Source organism: Marinobacter maroccanus, from assembly GCF_002933275.1.
Classification (GTDB): Bacteria; Pseudomonadota; Gammaproteobacteria; order Pseudomonadales; family Oleiphilaceae; genus Marinobacter; species Marinobacter maroccanus.
In genome coordinates, this window is the sequence record NZ_PSSX01000001.1 from 116,649 (window position 1) to 132,972 (window position 16,324).

Genomic DNA, 16,324 nt, shown 5'->3' on the forward strand with positions numbered 1-16,324 from the left:
TGGTAGACTCCGGTTAATCGATCAACAGGAGACTTGTCTTGGCTGAACCGGAGTTTATTCCTGCCGACACCGACCCCGCCTCCCGCCGAAGTGATCCGGCGCGTAACCTGGCGGTGGTCGTCTACATCCTTCAGGCCCTGTCTTTTTTCGTAGGGGGCATTACCGGTCTGGTGGGTGTGATCATCAATTACGTCAAACTGGATGAGGTCCGTAATACCTGGGTGGAGCGGCACTTCCGCTGGCAGATTCGCACCTTCTGGATCGGCCTGCTCTGGACCGTGATTGGCATAGTGACCACGCCAATTATCATTGGCTGGTTTATTCTCCTGGGGATTTCGATCTGGATCATCTATCGGATCGTGAAAGGGGCCCTGGCTCTGAATGACGGCAAGGCGCCCTCCTGAACGGGCGCCCGTGATCAGTCTTCGGTCACTTCCTTCAGCCGTATGGCACTGAACATCCCTGCCAGCCCCATCAGGCCCAGAACGATTATGACCGCCACCTCTGAAATCATTGATATGAGTGCGGTCAGGCCGCCGGTAACGAGCAGCAGAACCCCTATGACTGTGTTGCTCACCGCCGTGTAATCGGTCCGCTTGTTACCCCCTGCCATATCCACCAGATAGGTTTTACGTCCCAGCCTGACGCCAGCATGGGCGATGCTCAGAACGAAGAATGCGACCGGGTAAAACCAGACACTGCCGATGTCCGTCCCGCTAAAGAGCGCTGCGAAGCCGACGATCAGGCACACACCGCTGGCCATTGCTGCGCCGCGAATCATGACTCTGCGGCTGGAGGTGTCTGCTGCCCAGCCCCAGAAACTGGCGCTGAGTGAGCTGGCGAGACTGCTGGCCAGCAGGAAAATACCCAGCATCCAGCCAATGTCGGATTCCTTCTGAGCAAGGACCACGAAGTAGGGCGACGCCAGGGCCGAGCAGAGCAAAAGCGCCCGGGTAATCACAAAATTTCTGAACGGGACATCATCGCGGAGCAGGTAAAGGCTTCGAAACGCCTCGTTGATGGCGTTGCCGCCACCACCTGTTTCGCCTTCATACTCTTCCACTCCGGCAAACAGAAAACCGGCAATAACCCAGAGCACACCGGCCAGAAGCAGGAGCACTGTGTAAAAGGCTATTGTCGGGTCGCCGCGTTCCCAGAACAGCAGGGCGGTCAAGACAACGGTGGCAGTGCCGCCAATGGTGGACGCCAGCCCGCCGAGTCTTCCCCGCCGGGTTTTCGGGATGCATTTGCCCTGCACATCTTTCATGGACACCGAGCAGAATCCGCGGGCGAGGGAAAATACAATGAGGGCAGCAATGATCCCTGAACCCGCGGCATAACCCTCGAAAAACCAGATGCTGGCCGCCATGGCCACAACGCTGGCGGCCTGGCCGAAGCTCCCGAGGGTCCAGAACCACTTGCGAACCGGTTTGCGGCGTACCCAGGCTGCAATCACCATTTGCGGCACGAGCGAGCCGGATTCCCGGATCGGTACCAGCCAGGCCACCAGGGCGGGTGCCCCGATGGCGCTCATCAACCACGCCAATACGGTCTTGGGGCTGATCAGCAGGTCGCCCAGTTTGGTCAGGACGTTACTGGCGAGAATCAGGAAGAAATTACGGGGTACCTCGCGACAGGCCTCCTCCGGAATGTCTTTGCAGACCCGAGCATCTTCTTCGTTGGCAATCAGGCTGTAAAGCTGGTCGATGGTGTCTTTTCTGCTCTCGGGCAAACCGCTGTCCTCCGGAAATTGAGTCGAAAGGATACCAGTGTTGCCCGGTATCCTTAAGCCCGGAGTACGGCACTTGCGGGCAATCAGACCAGGTGGTGGTCCCAGTGAACGGGGAGGTCTGCAAGTTCCCTGGCGGGTGGGGCAGCGCCCAGCTGAACCAGTTTCCCCCGGCCAGAGGAGACAAGAAAGTCGCCCCCGGCAAGGGCCTGGATGCCAGCGCAATCGGCGATAAAGGCGCGGTTGACCAGTTCACCGGTACTGCCCCTGAAGACAATGGCTGTGCCACCAACAGGCGAGGCAGCAGCGACGAGGTCGTTTTCCGGGTGGGCAACCACGCTGGCGATGTAGTTGGCCAGGGCTTTCTGGGTGTCCTCGTCAAACCGGTATTCGCGTAATGTTCCCTTCTCAAGACGCGCCAGCAGGGGCGGCGTTTCATAAAGCGGCCCCTGGTACTGATAGGCCACGTACACGCGGCCACTATTGCTGACGCTTACATGACGGGCGCTCTGCTGATGATGGGGCGGCTTGAAGCGGCCAACAATGTTGCCGGAATGCCGATCCATCAGCAGCAGGGCAGGATCCATGGTCTCCAGATTCAGCTTCATGCGTTCGTAATCCGGGTGGGTCAGGATGCCGCCAAGCCCGACTACCAGGGTTTCGCCGTCCGGGTGCAGGGTCAGCTCATGGGGGCCGATGCCGTTCAGATCAAAGGTATCGGTGCGCTGGTAATCCCGTTCGGCATCATAGACCGCAATAATGCCCTCACCCTGTTCGTATCGGCTGGCGGTGACGTACAGCCAGCGGCCATCGGCCGAGAACGCACCATGGCCGACCAAGTGTTCGCCGGCGTTTGCGTCTACGCGGTGTTTTTGGATTCCGGAGGTTGTATCGAACACGTAGAACGACCATCCGGGGCGGCGTTCGAAGAAGACGGTTTCACCCATGCCAGGCCGGTTGCATCCACTGTGGCAGCGAGTTTTGACCGGCGTCTGCCAGAGGATGCTGCCGCTACGGTCGAAGGCGCTGACTCCAAAACTGCCGTCCGGCAAGCCAACGGCGCCGATGTAGCTGTCAGAATGCCCCGAGGCTTTTCCGGGAAGCAGGGAACAGCCGGTCAGGCCCACGGAAATACCGCCGGCAAGGGACGCTTTGAGAAGGGCCCTGCGGTTCAAGCGCATACGGTCAGCCTCCTCAGTCGCCATCGCTTGAGTTGAAGCCTCTTACCACGCCAAGAGCAACCGCTGCCTGGTCATTAACCAATGTGGTCAACTGGGAAATATCCACATAGAGACTCTGCAGGACCCGGAACTGGCCTTCTTCGTTGAGGGCAGTTGCCATCGGCAGGTGGGCTCCGGGAAAGTTCTGCTGAACCTCGCCGAATTGTTTTCGAATGCGCTCTGCAAGACCGGACTCCCCCTTCGCTTCCAGCAATGCAGCGAGCCCCGGTAAAAAGAACTGTCGCAGGCCATCCACAGTGGCTTCAACGGTCATCGGAGTGTTGCCGCTGCGCCAGGCGTCGGTGATATAGGGATTGCGTTTGCCGTTGCCGCGGAGCCCCATGGGCCGGGCCAGACGGCGCTCTTCCATGATTTCCAGCGTTGCCATCCCCGCGCGGATTGTGGTGTCGCGGTATTGATCGGTCTCCAGGTAGTGCGGCCTGAAAGCCTGCCATCCGGCCCTCAACTCGTCGCTGTTGCTTTTCACGTGCGTAGCGACGTTGGTCAGCAGTTCGCAGGTCCGGGCGGCAGGCAGTGCATTGTCCCCGGCATTGAGCTGCTGATCGAATAGCAGGTATTCCATCATCGGGAAGCCCTGCACAGCGACACCGGACTGGCTGATCACCTGCGTCGTGATTGGTTTATCGCTTCCAATCAGGTAAGCGGCTTTGCGTGCGATCAGATTCTTTGGATCCGGCCAGAACTGGAACTGCCAGGAAAGATTGTTGTTTTCGACCGGGCCGAAATCGACAAAACGCACCCGTTGCCAGGCCAGGAAGGCATCCAGCCAGGCTCTTTCCAGCCGTGCCCGACTGTCTTTGGCGGGATTTTCGCAGTAGCCACGTGCAGACTCGGCCAGTTCCCCCGTTTGTGTTGTCAGCAACTGATAGCCGGTCGCAATGCCCTCATGCCACTGATGACGGGCCTGGAGGTTGGTATCGTTTGCCCACGCCAGAGGCGACATCACGGCCAGAATAGAGGCGCACAGTAGTCTGGTGATCGGTTGCATGGCAGATCCTCAGAGTGAATTCAGGAAATCAATCAGGGCCGTACGATCCTCTGACGACATCTGACGGTAGCGTTCGGCGGCCGCCTGAGCCTCGCCACCATGCCAGAGCACAGCCTCTTCCACTGTGCGGGCGCGACCGTCGTGCAGGAACCCGGCCTGCGGATTCACCACCTTGGCCAGGCCAATGCCCCAGAGCGGCGGTGTTCGCCATTCATTGCCGTTTGCCAGGAATTCATCCCGACCGTCAGCCAGGGCGGACCCCATGTCGTGGAGCAGCAGATCCGAATAGGGCCAGATGGTCTGGTCGCTGAGGTCCGGGCGGTCGGCAACGTCGCCGGTTTGATGTCTCGGCGTATGACAGCTGGCGCAGCCGGTTTCGTTGAACAACCTTGCCCCCTGCTGGACGGACTCGGACTCAAGGTTGCGGCGGGCGGGCACGGCCAGGCTCTTTGCGTAGAAGGTCACAAAGTTGGCGACCTTGTCGCTTACTTCAGGCTCGCCACCGTGGGTAAATCGCTCACAATTCTGTTCGGGCATGCAGTCGGTTGCGGGTTTCAGAGTAGAGGTCAGGCCCATATCTCCGGCGAAGGCGCCCATGCTCTGTTGATGGACATTCGGCTCTGCCGCCTTCCAGCCGAACCGGCCGGGCAACGTCTGTTCCGTGGCCAGATCCCAGACCCGGTTAAGCTTTCCGGAGATTCCGTTGCCGTCCGCATCATCAGGGTCATGGAGAGCTTGCAAGTGTTCAATGGGGATGGCCTCCAGCAGACCCATTCCAATCATCTGCGGCGCTACCCGGGGTGACACCAGCAGGTCCTCGGGCAAGGGTCCGTAGTTCGGGTTTTCGATGCGGTACACAGGCTTGCGCAGTTCCACAACAGTGCCGTCCGCAAGGGTCTTTTCCACCGGCGTCCATTCAATGATCAGATCGGCCTCCGGTTTTGCCGCGGGAAGCGCAGCGGTCTGTAACTGGCTGCCGTATACCGGTGCCGGTTTAAAACCGTGCTTGCGCAGAATCCCGGCGTCCTGTTTCGGGTCAGCGGGAACTGCCAGCCTCAGAAACAGGGAGACCGGCGGCTCGTCGCCGCCAGGGGGATGTCCACGACCATCCTTGATATGACAGCCCTGGCAGGAGTTGGTATTGAACAGTGGGCCCAGGCCGTCACGGGCATCAGTGCTCGCCGGGGCTTCGACCCAGGGGTTCCGGAAGAAACTGTTGCCGACACTGAAATCCAGGCGCCTGGTCATCGACAAGTTGCCCTGGGGCAGCGAGTAGGCGTTCGTGTCTGACTGTTGTACCGTGCCATCACCACCGGTGGCCGGAGTGGTCTGAATAGGGTAGCCGGCGTGGGTCTGGGCGGAAAGGGGGGCGCTGGCGACTGCCAGCGCACCCATTAAAGCAAGCTGTCTCATCATGCTCAGAACGCGTGACCGGCATCATCCGGAGACAGGGCTTCAATACCCAGATCCCGTGCGGCCTGCTCAATGGAGCCGGTCTGTGCGACCAGCGCCATGATGGCACCGTTGACGATACGGGTTCCCTCGGCATTACCCGGTGCAATCATGGTGTCGAACGCCATGGGATTTTCGCTGCTCTCTGCACGGGCCTTCATCAGAGCCAGAGCTTCCATGGAGGCGTCCAGCTGGTTGTTCAGGCGGGCATCCAGTTCGGGATTTCTTTGCTGAACCAGGTCAGAGAGGGACGGACCTGTCACCAGGCTGCCATCGACACGACGGTAGGTGCCGGTATAGACGTTCTGAATGCCCTGGCCGTTGTAGTAATGGGAGTTGTGGGTATTGTCGCTGAAGCAATCGTGCTCATCCTCGAAAGAGTTGGCTTCCAGGGCTACCTTCATGCGCTCACCGGCCAGCTCGCCCAGGGACAGAGACCCCATGCCGAACAACATTTTCTGAACACCCTCGTTGGCGTCAGCCGCAGTCAGCTCGGCGCGATAGTTGTCGCTGGCGCCCGGCGCCCACTGGGCCACCATCCACTGCAGGTCAGATACCAGCAGGTCGGTCACTGCATCCAGATATTCCCCGCGACGCTCGCAATTTCCGTTGGTGCAATCAGCACCACGGGCATAATCCGTGACCGGACGTTCGCCTGCGCCGCTTTCAAAGCCGTGGAGATCCTGACCCCAAAGCAGGAATTCAACCGCATGGTAGCCGGTAGCAACGTTGGCTTCAGACCCGCCCACTTCGTTCAATTCCGCCAGCAGGTCTGGAGACAGCGAAGTCACGTCCAGGGTTTCACCACCCACATTGACGCTGTTGCTGGCAATGATGTTTGCGGTGGCCCCGGCGTTGCCGAGCTCATGCTGGTATCCGTCAGCTTTCACATAGTCGATCAGGCCTTCGTCCAGCGGCCAGGCGTTCAGTTGGCCCTCCCAGTCATCGACGATAGCGTTGCCAAAGCGGAATACTTCGGTTTGTTGGTAGGGCACGCGCGCTGCAAGCCAGGCTTTTTTAGCGGCGGCCAGGTTGGCTTCGGTCGGGTTGGCAATCAGTCGATCGGTGGCTTCGTCCAGCGCGCGGGCGGTGATCAGAGCGTCTTCATAATTTGCGTGCGCCAGGTCGGCGTAATGATTTACTACCGAAGCTTTGGTTGCAGGGTCGGATTCTTCAGAGGACCAGAGCGTATTGGCGCAGCCAGCGGTAAGAAGGGCTGAAACAGTCAGCGCCAGTGGGGCTGGACGAAACATGGACGTCATTCCTTTTTTCAGATGTAGTAATAGTGGTGCGAATAATAAAGATTAGCGTTCAGGATTATGGGTGCCATTTTATGGAAACGCAAGCGGGGAAAGGACCCGTGTGGTCAGGATTGACGATAGTGCTCTTGCCCTGGGCAACCGTGTTCGGGCCTAATTGCAACGTCACCAGGGAGCTATTCTTGTATGTTGAGTTATTTGCACGCCTTCCACGCCGGTAACTTTGCCGATGTCCAGAAACACGGGGCTCTGGCGCTGGTCCAGACCATGATGCAGGCGAAGTCATCCGGCATTGCCTGTTTCGACACCCATGCCGGAAGCGCAATATACGATCTGCGAGGTGAGCGGGCCCGGAAGACGGGAGAGGCCGACGATGGTGTTCAGAAGTTGTGGAGCGCCAAAGATCGGCTTCGTTCCGAGGATTGGAAGCCCTTTCTGGATGTGCTGGCAGGATTCAATGCCGGTAGCGGAGAACTTTCCGTTTATCCTGGGTCTCCGGCGTGGTTCCAGCATTTTCTGCGGGCCGGGGATGCATTGACGCTTTTTGAGCTTCATCCGGGCGAGAGCGAGCAGCTGGCAGGCTGGGCTTCCAGGGCACCCATTCGCGTGCTCAGGCAGGATGGCCTGTCTGGGCTGCTGAAACAGTTGCCACCGAAACAGCCGCGCCTGCTTTCGCTCATTGATCCCTCCTACGAGATCAAATCTGATTATGTTGACGTTGCTGAAACCCTGGGAAAAGCATGGCAAAAGTGCCGTCATGGGGTCTATCTTGTCTGGTATCCGATTCTCACCAGCGGACTGCAGGTGCAGCTGAAAGAGGCCGTCAGACATACCGATGTGCGCAAGGTGCTGTGCAGTGAGGTTTCTCTGAGCAACCCGCCGGCGCGCGGCATGATCGGATCCGGCATGCTGGTGGTGAATCCGCCCTGGGGCTTTGATGCCCGGCTATCTGCAATGATGAACGACGTTGCCGGGTCGGACATTTTGAATCTGTCCCATGAGATTGATTGGCTGGTGCCGGAGTAGCTGAAGCGGCGTGATGCGGGGGAGCGAAGGGGTTGAAGGAAAAGCCGGTTGAGAAGTCAGAGTCCGTGGGGATGCCAGGTGGTCTCATCCCCGTTGAGCATTGGAGAGTGCCAGAGACCTCGGTGCGGCGGTCATTGAAAGATTCTTTTCGCCATGCCCTTGCACAGATTGGGGCGGGTGTTGTAACGGATAAAGAAACATTTGAAAGCCTCGATAACCTTCCGGAGCTTTCGGTGGAGCAGCTTGAGTCTTTTGCTCCCCGGCCCGACTTCCTTGAACTGGCTGGCACATTGTCCGGCGCCCTTGAAGAATCCATGTCCAACGATTTGGTTTGCCATGGAGTGACGTTACTGGTGGCGCCGCCGTTTTCGGGTATACGTCCCACCCTTGAATGCTTTCCCCAAATTGAATCGCAGCATAATGGCGGGGCGAAACAATGGTCGCTGATCGTGCCTCCCGAGAACCTGCTTCTGGATGACCAGGGCGCCCGGGAGTGGTGGGACAGGCAGGACCTTTCCAGACCCTGGGTGATTCCCGAGCTGGCTGATTTCTGGTTGCGCCATCTTTCTGGTCTGACCCTGGTTCGGGAATTACTGCGTCGGGTTGCCGCCGGGGGGCTTGCACCTGGCGTTATTGGTTGCTCGAGCTGGTGCTGGCAATTCTGGTCCAGTTACCTGGACGATGCGCCTTTTGCGCCGGTGACAACCTCGCCCATGGGGGCAGCGGAACTCGGTGCGTGGTTTGAGTCTCTCGCTGGTGGCGGTAGCAACAAGTTAATCATCGCCCGAATGGCAGACGACGGTTTATGGGTTTTGCCGATGGCAGATGAGAGTGATTGGAAAAAACGCAAACACAGCGGCTTTCTCCGGGATCTCGCCTCCGTCGCAAGGGGGAATCCGGGCGTTGCGTTGGCGATCTGGCGTCGAGCGCTCAGGGTCAGACCGGAAGAAGAGACAGACACCAAAGAGTCTGGCGAGGTTTCCGGTAACAGCGGCGGAGTCGCCAGGGTTTGGGTTGTCCCTTTTGATCAACTAGGTCTTCCGACAGTACCCCAGAGCAAGGGTGATAACATTGGCCTGCTTTTGCATGCCTTGCTTCTGCACGATGGCCTGGACATTTCTAGTTTGCAGTTGGTTACCGGCGTCGCAGAGCATGAGATGGGATTCGTTCTGGCGCGGCTGGCGCGATTGGAACTCATCGAGTTCGAGGCCACTGATGCTAGCTGGAGGATTACTGCACATGGATACCCTTCGATTCGTCGGCACTTGCAGAGCTGGGGCTTCCCGGTCGACGCCTTTTAGGAGATGAGCCATGGGTGATCTCGGCATTCGAGAGGCGTTTTCAGCGATTACTTCCCAAGCATTGCTGGAATCATTATTGGTTGTGCTGCTGGCAACGGGCCTGACCATCGCCATTCAGAAGCTGTTCCCGCGAATCGCAGGTAAACTGGGCGGCAAACCCCGGCTTTATATCCTGGCGTCGGTGCCTTTGTTGAGGCTGGTCATTATTGTTCTGACCATCATCATTGTGGTTCCGATACTGGTGGAGCCTTCGTTTGAAAACATGGTTGCCATTTTTGGCGCGTTGGGGCTGGCCCTGGGATTTGCTTTCAAGGATTATGCGAACAGTCTGATTGCCGGCATTGTAACCCTGTACGAAATGCCTTATCGCCCTGGAGACTGGATCGAAGTGGACGGTCAGTACGGGGAGGTACGCTCGATTGGCACCAGGGCTGCCGAGCTGGTTACGCCCGATGACACCGTGGTGGTAATCCCCCACAGTAAACTCTGGGCTTCGCTGATTGCCAATGCCAACGACGGTACTGACAACCTGATGTGCGTGGCGGAGTTCAATCTTGAGCCCCACCACGACGTCAGCCGGGTTATGAGCCTTCTCCGGGATGTGGCTTACACTTGTCCTCTGACCCGGACTTTTCGTCCTGTCGTGGTGGTGGTGTCCAACAAGCCATGGGGTATGTGTTACCGGCTAAAGGCCTACCCGGTTGAGTTGAAGGATCAATTTCGCTTCATTTCCGAGTTGACGGCGAAGGGAGCAAATGCGCTTGCCTCCGAAGGCGTCAGTTTTGTCTCAGTCCCCGTCGCCGGAACCCGCTGAACCCTGACTTCCGGTTTCGGTGTCGTTAATCAACTGGCGTAACTGCTCAAAAATACGCTGCCCACTCTCGCCGGTGCGTTCCAGATAGATGTCACGCACTGGCATGCTGGCCTGCCGGAACGCCTCCCGTTCTGCATCGGTAAGGCGGACGACTTCCAGGTGGCCTTCTTCCAGCATTTTTTCGAGCCGGGTCTGATTAAGTTCCTCCTGGGTCTCCCAGGCAATCTGTGCAACATCTTTGAGGCCGTTATCCAGCCATTGTTGCTGGTTTTCCGGCAATGCGTTGTACCAGTCAAGATTGGAAACCACTGAAGCAACGAACTGGGCCGGCCGTGCGAGCGTCATGGTGCTCTGGACTTCATAGAAATCCATTTCCTCGATGGCAAAAACGGGGTTGCTCTGGCCATCGATCTTGCGCAGCTGAAGGTCGCTGTAGACCTGAGAATAGGGGGCCTGGCTTGGTTCGGCGCCATAGGCGCGAAAGGCTTCCTCGGCCATGTCGGATGTCATGGTGCGGATCCGTTGGCCATCGAAGTCTTCCGGTGTGCGGAGCGCCTTGTTGGCGGTCCACGCCATCCAGCCCTCGGGTACAAAGCCCAGAAGTTTCATGTTCTCCCGGGCGTAGGGCTGCTCAAAAAGATCGAGCAATTCCGGGCTTGCCAGAACCTGTCGGGTAACCTCGGGATCGTCCGGCAGAACATAGTGGAGGGTAAAAAGGCCGACTTCCGGGATGGTGTTGGCAAGGTGTCCGGGAGAGGCGAAGGCAAGGCTGACCGAACCATTCCGGACCAGTTCAGTAAGCTGAGCCGAAGTACCCAGCGACCCATAGGGAAAGATATCGACTTCAATCTTGCCGTCAGAACGATCTTCAATGCGCTCTTTCAGTGCTTCAGCATAGGCGTGCTGAACGCTACCTTCGATTTCTTCCAGGGCAAAGCGCCAGGTGACGGGATATTCGGGGGGTTCCGGTGCCTCGGACGTCTTGTCCCCACGATCGGTCTGGTTGTCTGAGCAACCGGTCAGTGCAATGGCCAATGCGAGGCTCAGTGGCCAGAACCTGAAACGGGCGGTGGGCATAGCGGGGACTCCAGTTTTCCCAATCCTTGTTTGATATTGATATACAAGGTAACACAAGAATGCTCGCTGCCGTGGGTAACAGGGTTCGATTGGATTACACTGTCGGCCAAACGACCCAGTGGAGAAAGGAGAGAATCGATGGAGTTTCAGTGGTTGGCAGGAGGCCTTGAATGAAAAACCAGAAACAGGCGATGCTCTATGGCCTGGGCACGGTGCTGTTGTGGTCTACAGTGGCAACCGCGTTCAAGCTCTCCCTGAGAGAGCTGGCTCCCGTTCAGATGCTGCTGATTGCCTGCAGCGCGTCAGTAGTGGTGATGGCCATTATTCTGATGCTTCAGGGGCGTTGGCATCTGGTGTTTTCACTCAGTCGCAAACAGTACGCCCAGTCTTTCGGTATGGGGCTGATCAATCCCTGTCTCTACTATTTTTTGTTGTTCGGCGCGTTTGATCGGTTGCCGGCCCAGGAGGCGCAACCGCTGAACTACACCTGGGCACTGGTGCTGGCCTATATGTCGGTACCGTTTCTAGGGCATCGGCTGCGCAAGCTGGATATTGTTGCAGGCCTGATCTGCTATGCCGGGGTGGTGGTGATTGCCACCCGTGGAGCCGTGACTTCCCTGAGTTTCGAGGATCCGCTCGGGGTTTCCCTCGCCCTGGGCAGTACTGTGGTCTGGGCGTCCTACTGGATTATTGCCACCCGGGATACCCGTGATCCGGTGGTTGGCCTGTTCCTGAATTTTCTGTGCGGGCTGCCGGTGATTCTGCTCATTTGCTGGTGGACGGAGGGCCTGAACTTTGCCACCGGAACGTCGCTTGCTGCTGCGTTGTATGTTGGCGTGTTCGAGATGGGCATCGCTTTCGTACTCTGGTCCTACGCCATGAAGAAGGCGGAGAACACCTCGAAGGTCAGCAACCTGATTTTTATCTCGCCATTCCTTTCACTGGTGTTTATCTATTTTATTCTGGGTGAGCATATCCTGCCTTCCACCTACATCGGGTTGGTTCTGATCATGATGGGGCTCTGGATCCAGCAGAAAAAAGTGAAGGATCGGGAAGAGGCCCTGAACGTTGGCTAGCTGGTTTGTCTACATGGTGCGAACCGCACGGGGGGCGCTGTATACCGGCATAACCACTGACGTTGAACGGCGTTTCACTGAACATCAGGGAGGCGCTCCTCGGGGAGCACGTGCTCTGAGGGGCAAAGGGCCACTGGAACTGGTGTTCAGCGCGCCGGCCGGAGACCGAAGCCGGGCTTCACGGCTGGAGTGGCACATAAAACAGTGGCCGCGGCTCAGGAAAGAGGCCCTGGCTCGGGGTGAGGTCAGTCTGCCAGATGACGTTTGATGTGTTCGCCGGCGGTCTCCATCGCGGCGGTGGCACGGTCGAGCTGACCGCTATGCACCTGAAAAACATGCCATAGGCTGTTGTAGACCTCGAGGCAGGTTTCCACATCGTGCCGGTTTGCGGCCTCGGCCAGCCGTTCGGCATCATTCAGCAGGATTTCCTGGCTGCCCACCTGGATCAGCAAAGGGGGCAGGCCGCTCAGATCCCCGAAAATGGGTGATATCAGTGGATTGGTCAGGGATTCCTGACCGGCATAGAGTTTTGCCGCCTTGCTGGTCCAACTGGCCTGGAGCACTGGTTCACATTCGGGTGCGTAGAGCTTTTCCTGAGTGAGATCTATCCAGGGTGAAAACACCGTGACAGATGAAGGAAGTGGCTGGTTTTTGTCGCGCAGCTGCATGGCGAGGGCGATGGCGAGGCCGCCACCGGCGGAATCGCCAGCGATGGCAATCTGCCCCGGTTTAAAGCCTTCCTCGAGCAGCCCGTTCCAACAGGCTTCGGCATCATCCAGAGCGGCGGGAAATGGGAATTCCGGCGCCAGCCGGTAATCGGGTGTGACTATGGTGCAACCGCTGGTTTTGGCCAGGTGCCCGGTTATGCCCCGATGCGTGGCAGAGGAACCGATGATATAGCCACCGCCATGCAGATAGAGAACGGCGCCGTGAGGTTTGTTGCCAAAACTGGTGCTGGTGGCCGGAATGCCGCCCACCCTGGTGTTTTCGAAGCTTGCCCCTCGGGGTGGCGTAGAACTCCGGTAAGCCTGACGCACAATGCGTCGCTGGAGCGAAACAGGTACTGCCGGGGTAAGAACCGGTCTGACCAACCGGTTCATGGTCTGGCGCAACGCAGTCTCCAGAAGCTGTTGCAACATCTGTGTCTTTCCCCTGCTATGGGTTAGGATTGGAGGCCAAAATTTATAACTCATTCATGACAGGCGTTTAACTCTACGTGTACTGGAAAACAGATACCATAGAAATACCGGATTGGGACAGGCACTCGCTCCTGGACAGACTCGAACCGTTCAACCCGACCGGCTCACGGGATCTCAGTGATGAAATGGTGGCCTATTGCCGCTTTTACGGCCTGGATCTCTGGGTAGAGCATCCGGACGTTGCTTACCATCAGGGTTACGTCAACGCATCTGATCATGAGGTCATGGTGCACTATTTCCGGTTGCCAGAGCAGGCAACTGAGCGTGGCACAGTGTTTATTCTGCACGGCTATTTCGATCATGTTGGATTGTACAGCCAGTTGATCGATCGCTGTCTGGGAGCCGGCTTTGATGTCCTGGCTTACGATCAGCCAGGACACGGCCTCTCCAGCGGTACGCCGGCGGCGATTGGCAGTTTTCTGGAGTACCAGGGGGTTCTGGCAGACGTTATGGCTCAGGTCAGAGAAAAGGTGCGTCAGCCCTGGTTTGCGGTCGGTCAGAGCACTGGTGGTGCGATCCTGATCGACTACCTGTTGTCCAACCAGCACAATCAGCAGACTTCCGACTTCCGGAAAGTGGTGCTCCTGGCGCCGCTGGTGAGACCTGCGGGCTGGTTGGGAGCAAAGGTGCTCCATAGTATCGCTAAACCGTTTGTATCGCGGTGGCGGCGAGTGTTCGCGGAGAACAGTGGCAATAGCCGATTCCTTCGTTTTTTGCGGGAGCATGATCCTCTCCAGGCCAGGGCGGTGCATGTGGACTGGGTAAGTGCATTGCGAAAATGGGTGCCCCACATCGAATCCGCCCGGCCCGTGGACTTTCCGGTAACGGTCGTGCAGGGTGAAAAAGATCTGACAGTCGACTGGCAACACAATTTGCGTATTATCCGGAATAAATTTTCCTCGGTGGAGGAACTGAAAATCCCTGACGGACGTCATCATCTTGTGAATGAAGCCCAGGATTTGCAGGCAACAGTATTCAATACCATCATTGATACATTCACGAACTCGGCATCAAAGACCCGCTAGCGGTCTCTGCCAGGAACATCATGCACAGGAGATAGTTGTGAAAAAGACAATACTCGCGTTTGCAGTGGCCACTGTCGGTCTCGGTGGTTGCATGACCTATGACCCCTATACCGGCGAGGAGAAAACCTCCAGTGCAACCAAGGGCAGTATCATTGGCGCCATTGGCGGCGCTGCCGTTGGTGCGGCAACATCCAGCAAGAGTGATCGTGGTAAAGGGGCCTTGATCGGCGCAGCCAGTGGTGCGGCCATTGGCGGCGGCATTGGTTATTACATGGACAAGCAGGAAGCCGAGCTGCGTCGCAAACTGGAAGGCACCGGTGTGCGCGTGGTGCGTAATGGCGACGAGATTGAGCTGGTGATGCCGGGCAACATCACCTTCGACCTGAATGAATCGACGATCAAGCCGTCATTCAGTGGCACCCTGGAGTCTGTGGGTCTGGTTCTGAAGGAATATGACAAGACCATTATCCAGATCGAGGGGCATACCGACAGCTCCGGCTCAGACAGCTATAACCAGCTGCTCAGCGAGCGTCGCGCCTCTTCTGTACGTGACTTCCTGCTGAATCAGGGCATTGAGCCCAAGCGAACGCGGGCTGTTGGTTACGGTGAACGCTACCCTGTGGCGACCAACGATACCGCGGCAGGGCGCGAGCAGAACCGTCGTGTTGAGCTGACACTGGTGCCCATGCAGTAAACAGGGCGCTTCGCTGACATAAAAAAACCGGGGCAAATGCTCCGGTTTTTTTGTGCCAGGCCGTGAATCAGAACAGGACGCGACAGCGAATTGTTCCCTTCACCTTGAGCAGCTTTTCAAGTGCCAGCTCGCCATACTCTTTGTCCACATCCACGACCACGTAACCGATGTCTTCCTTGGTCTGCAGGTACTGGCCACAAACGTTGATGCCGTTCTCGGAGAATACCTGGTTGATTTCGGACATCACGCCGGGCACGTTTTCATGGATGTGCAGCAGGCGGTGCTGGTTGGGGTGTGACGGCAGGGCCACTTCCGGGAAGTTCACGGAAGAAACGGACGTGCCGTTGTCGCTGTACATGGCCAGTTTTTCCGCCACTTCGCGACCGATGTTTTCCTGGGCTTCGATGGTGGAGCCACCCACGTGCGGGGTCAGGATCACATTGTCGAATTCCCGCAGCGGAGACACGAATTCCTCGTCGTTGGACTTGGGTTCAACCGGGAACACGTCGATGGCTGCGCCCAGCAGCTTGCCGCCGCCCAGGGCGTCAGCCAGGGCGTCAATGTCGACAACCGTGCCACGGGAGGCATTCATCAGAATGCTGCCGGGTTTCATCTGGGCAAATTGCTCAGCCTTGAACATGTACTTGGTGGCCGGTGTTTCCGGCACGTGCAGGCTGACCACGTCGGCGATATTCAGCAGCTCCTGGAGCGTGCCCACCTGGGTGGCGTTACCGATCGACAGTTTTGAGACTACATCATAGAAGTACACATCCATGCCCAGGCCCTCGGCCAGGACACTGAACTGGGTGCCGATGTTGCCGTAACCGATGATGCCCAGCTTCTTGCCACGGATTTCGTAGCTGTCCTTGGCCGACTTCAGCCATTCACCGCGATGGGCCTTGGCGTTTTTCTCCGGAACACCGCGCAGGAGCAGGATGGCCTGGGCCAGAACCAGTTCGGCAACGCTCCGGGTGTTGGAGAAGGGCGCGTTGAAGACGGCAATGCCGCGCCGGGTGGCGGCCTGCAGATCCACCTGGTTGGTGCCAATACAGAAACAGCCCACGGCCACCAGCTTCTTGGCGGCTTCAAATACTTTCTCGGTCAGCTGGGTGCGCGAGCGGATACCGATGAAGTGCGCGTCGGCAATCTTCTCGATCAGCTCTTCCTCGGCCAGCGAGTGAGTCAGATACTCGATGTTGGTATAGCCCGCAGCGTTCAGGGTATCAATGGCAGATTGATGCACGCCTTCCAGCAGCAGGATACGGATTTTGCTCTTCTCAAGAGACGTATTTGACATGGGCTTGCTTCCGAACCTTTCGTCACGTGAAATGACCTGTGGCCAGTGATCGTCGGGGCTGGCTCACAGAACAGGGGCGGTATGATACCATAAACGCAGATTTTCACAGCGCGCCGGTTTGCCTGAATCAACTGTCTGTGATTCCT

The 16,324-nt window shown here is 57.8% G+C and carries 16 protein-coding genes; 8 read left to right on the forward strand and 8 right to left on the reverse strand.

From position 1 onward, the window contains the following. The first annotated feature begins 38 nt into the window (after nt 1-38). Nucleotides 39-404, forward strand: coding sequence for a DUF4870 family protein (locus KEHDKFFH_RS00580; protein ID WP_104320123.1), 366 nt, complete (start codon nt 39-41; stop codon nt 402-404). A 14-nt stretch (nt 405-418) separates the two neighbouring features. On the opposite strand, the gene KEHDKFFH_RS00585 is transcribed toward KEHDKFFH_RS00580, so the two are convergent. The 5 genes from KEHDKFFH_RS00585 to KEHDKFFH_RS00605 all read right to left on the reverse strand — a co-directional run bounded on the left by KEHDKFFH_RS00585 (nt 419) and on the right by KEHDKFFH_RS00605 (nt 6,663). Beyond that, complete coding sequence (locus KEHDKFFH_RS00585) at nt 419-1,732, reverse strand: MFS transporter (RefSeq protein ID WP_104320124.1); 1,314 nt, start codon at nt 1,730-1,732, stop codon at nt 419-421. Between the two features lie 83 nt (nt 1,733-1,815). Then, nucleotides 1,816-2,910, reverse strand: coding sequence for a DUF1513 domain-containing protein (locus KEHDKFFH_RS00590; RefSeq protein ID WP_104320125.1), 1,095 nt, complete (start codon nt 2,908-2,910; stop codon nt 1,816-1,818). A gap of 13 nt (nt 2,911-2,923) precedes the next feature. After that, complete coding sequence (locus KEHDKFFH_RS00595) at nt 2,924-3,958, reverse strand: imelysin family protein (protein WP_104320126.1); 1,035 nt, start codon at nt 3,956-3,958, stop codon at nt 2,924-2,926. A 9-nt stretch (nt 3,959-3,967) separates the two neighbouring features. Continuing rightward, nucleotides 3,968-5,374, reverse strand: coding sequence for a di-heme oxidoreductase family protein (locus tag KEHDKFFH_RS00600; RefSeq protein WP_104320127.1), 1,407 nt, complete (start codon nt 5,372-5,374; stop codon nt 3,968-3,970). A gap of 2 nt (nt 5,375-5,376) precedes the next feature. Continuing rightward, nucleotides 5,377-6,663: an imelysin family protein gene (locus tag KEHDKFFH_RS00605; protein ID WP_104320128.1), complete on the reverse strand. Its 1,287-nt coding sequence runs from the start codon at nt 6,661-6,663 to the stop codon at nt 5,377-5,379. 192 nt (nt 6,664-6,855) lie between these two features. Here KEHDKFFH_RS00605 and KEHDKFFH_RS00610 point away from each other — a divergent pair, with 192 nt between their 5' ends. From KEHDKFFH_RS00610 to KEHDKFFH_RS00620, 3 genes are all read left to right on the forward strand, one after another. Continuing rightward, nucleotides 6,856-7,695 carry a 23S rRNA (adenine(2030)-N(6))-methyltransferase RlmJ gene (locus tag KEHDKFFH_RS00610; protein ID WP_104320129.1) on the forward strand — a complete coding sequence of 280 codons (840 nt, stop codon included), beginning with the start codon at nt 6,856-6,858 and terminating at the stop codon, nt 7,693-7,695. Nucleotides 7,696-7,829: 134 nt separating this feature from the next. Continuing rightward, nucleotides 7,830-8,996, forward strand: a complete 1,167-nt coding sequence (locus tag KEHDKFFH_RS00615; RefSeq protein WP_241956399.1) for a hypothetical protein — start codon at nt 7,830-7,832, stop codon at nt 8,994-8,996. A 10-nt stretch (nt 8,997-9,006) separates the two neighbouring features. Then, nucleotides 9,007-9,810 carry a mechanosensitive ion channel family protein gene (locus tag KEHDKFFH_RS00620; protein ID WP_104320131.1) on the forward strand — a complete coding sequence of 268 codons (804 nt, stop codon included), beginning with the start codon at nt 9,007-9,009 and terminating at the stop codon, nt 9,808-9,810. Here the strand turns inward: KEHDKFFH_RS00620 and KEHDKFFH_RS00625 are convergent. Then, nucleotides 9,784-10,887: a TRAP transporter substrate-binding protein gene (locus KEHDKFFH_RS00625; protein ID WP_104320132.1), complete on the reverse strand. Its 1,104-nt coding sequence runs from the start codon at nt 10,885-10,887 to the stop codon at nt 9,784-9,786. The genes KEHDKFFH_RS00620 and KEHDKFFH_RS00625 overlap by 27 nt on opposite strands. Before the next feature lie 170 nt (nt 10,888-11,057). On the opposite strand from KEHDKFFH_RS00625, the gene KEHDKFFH_RS00630 reads away from it, so the two are divergent. Together KEHDKFFH_RS00630 and KEHDKFFH_RS00635 are read left to right on the forward strand one after the other, a co-directional pair. Next, nucleotides 11,058-11,963, forward strand: coding sequence for a DMT family transporter (locus tag KEHDKFFH_RS00630; protein WP_104320133.1), 906 nt, complete (start codon nt 11,058-11,060; stop codon nt 11,961-11,963). A 13-nt stretch (nt 11,964-11,976) separates the two neighbouring features. Then, the gene (locus tag KEHDKFFH_RS00635) at nt 11,977-12,231 is read left to right on the forward strand and encodes a GIY-YIG nuclease family protein (protein ID WP_104320134.1); all 255 of its coding nucleotides are present in this window, start codon (nt 11,977-11,979) and stop codon (nt 12,229-12,231) included. Here the strand turns inward: KEHDKFFH_RS00635 and KEHDKFFH_RS00640 are convergent. Beyond that, on the reverse strand, nt 12,209-13,102 hold the full coding sequence (locus KEHDKFFH_RS00640; protein ID WP_104320135.1) for an alpha/beta hydrolase: 894 nt from the start codon (nt 13,100-13,102) through the stop codon (nt 12,209-12,211). The genes KEHDKFFH_RS00635 and KEHDKFFH_RS00640 overlap by 23 nt on opposite strands. A gap of 77 nt (nt 13,103-13,179) precedes the next feature. Between KEHDKFFH_RS00640 and KEHDKFFH_RS00645 the strand changes: the two genes are divergently transcribed. Next, nucleotides 13,180-14,187 carry an alpha/beta hydrolase gene (locus tag KEHDKFFH_RS00645; RefSeq protein WP_104320136.1) on the forward strand — a complete coding sequence of 336 codons (1,008 nt, stop codon included), beginning with the start codon at nt 13,180-13,182 and terminating at the stop codon, nt 14,185-14,187. A gap of 37 nt (nt 14,188-14,224) precedes the next feature. Continuing rightward, a complete protein-coding gene (locus KEHDKFFH_RS00650) occupies nt 14,225-14,881 on the forward strand; it encodes a YiaD family glycine zipper/OmpA-like lipoprotein (protein WP_104320137.1) in 657 nt (218 codons plus the stop codon). Between the two features lie 67 nt (nt 14,882-14,948). On the opposite strand, the gene serA is transcribed toward KEHDKFFH_RS00650, so the two are convergent. Then, nucleotides 14,949-16,178, reverse strand: coding sequence for a phosphoglycerate dehydrogenase (gene serA, locus KEHDKFFH_RS00655; protein ID WP_104320138.1), 1,230 nt, complete (start codon nt 16,176-16,178; stop codon nt 14,949-14,951). Nucleotides 16,179-16,324: the final 146 nt, after the last annotated feature.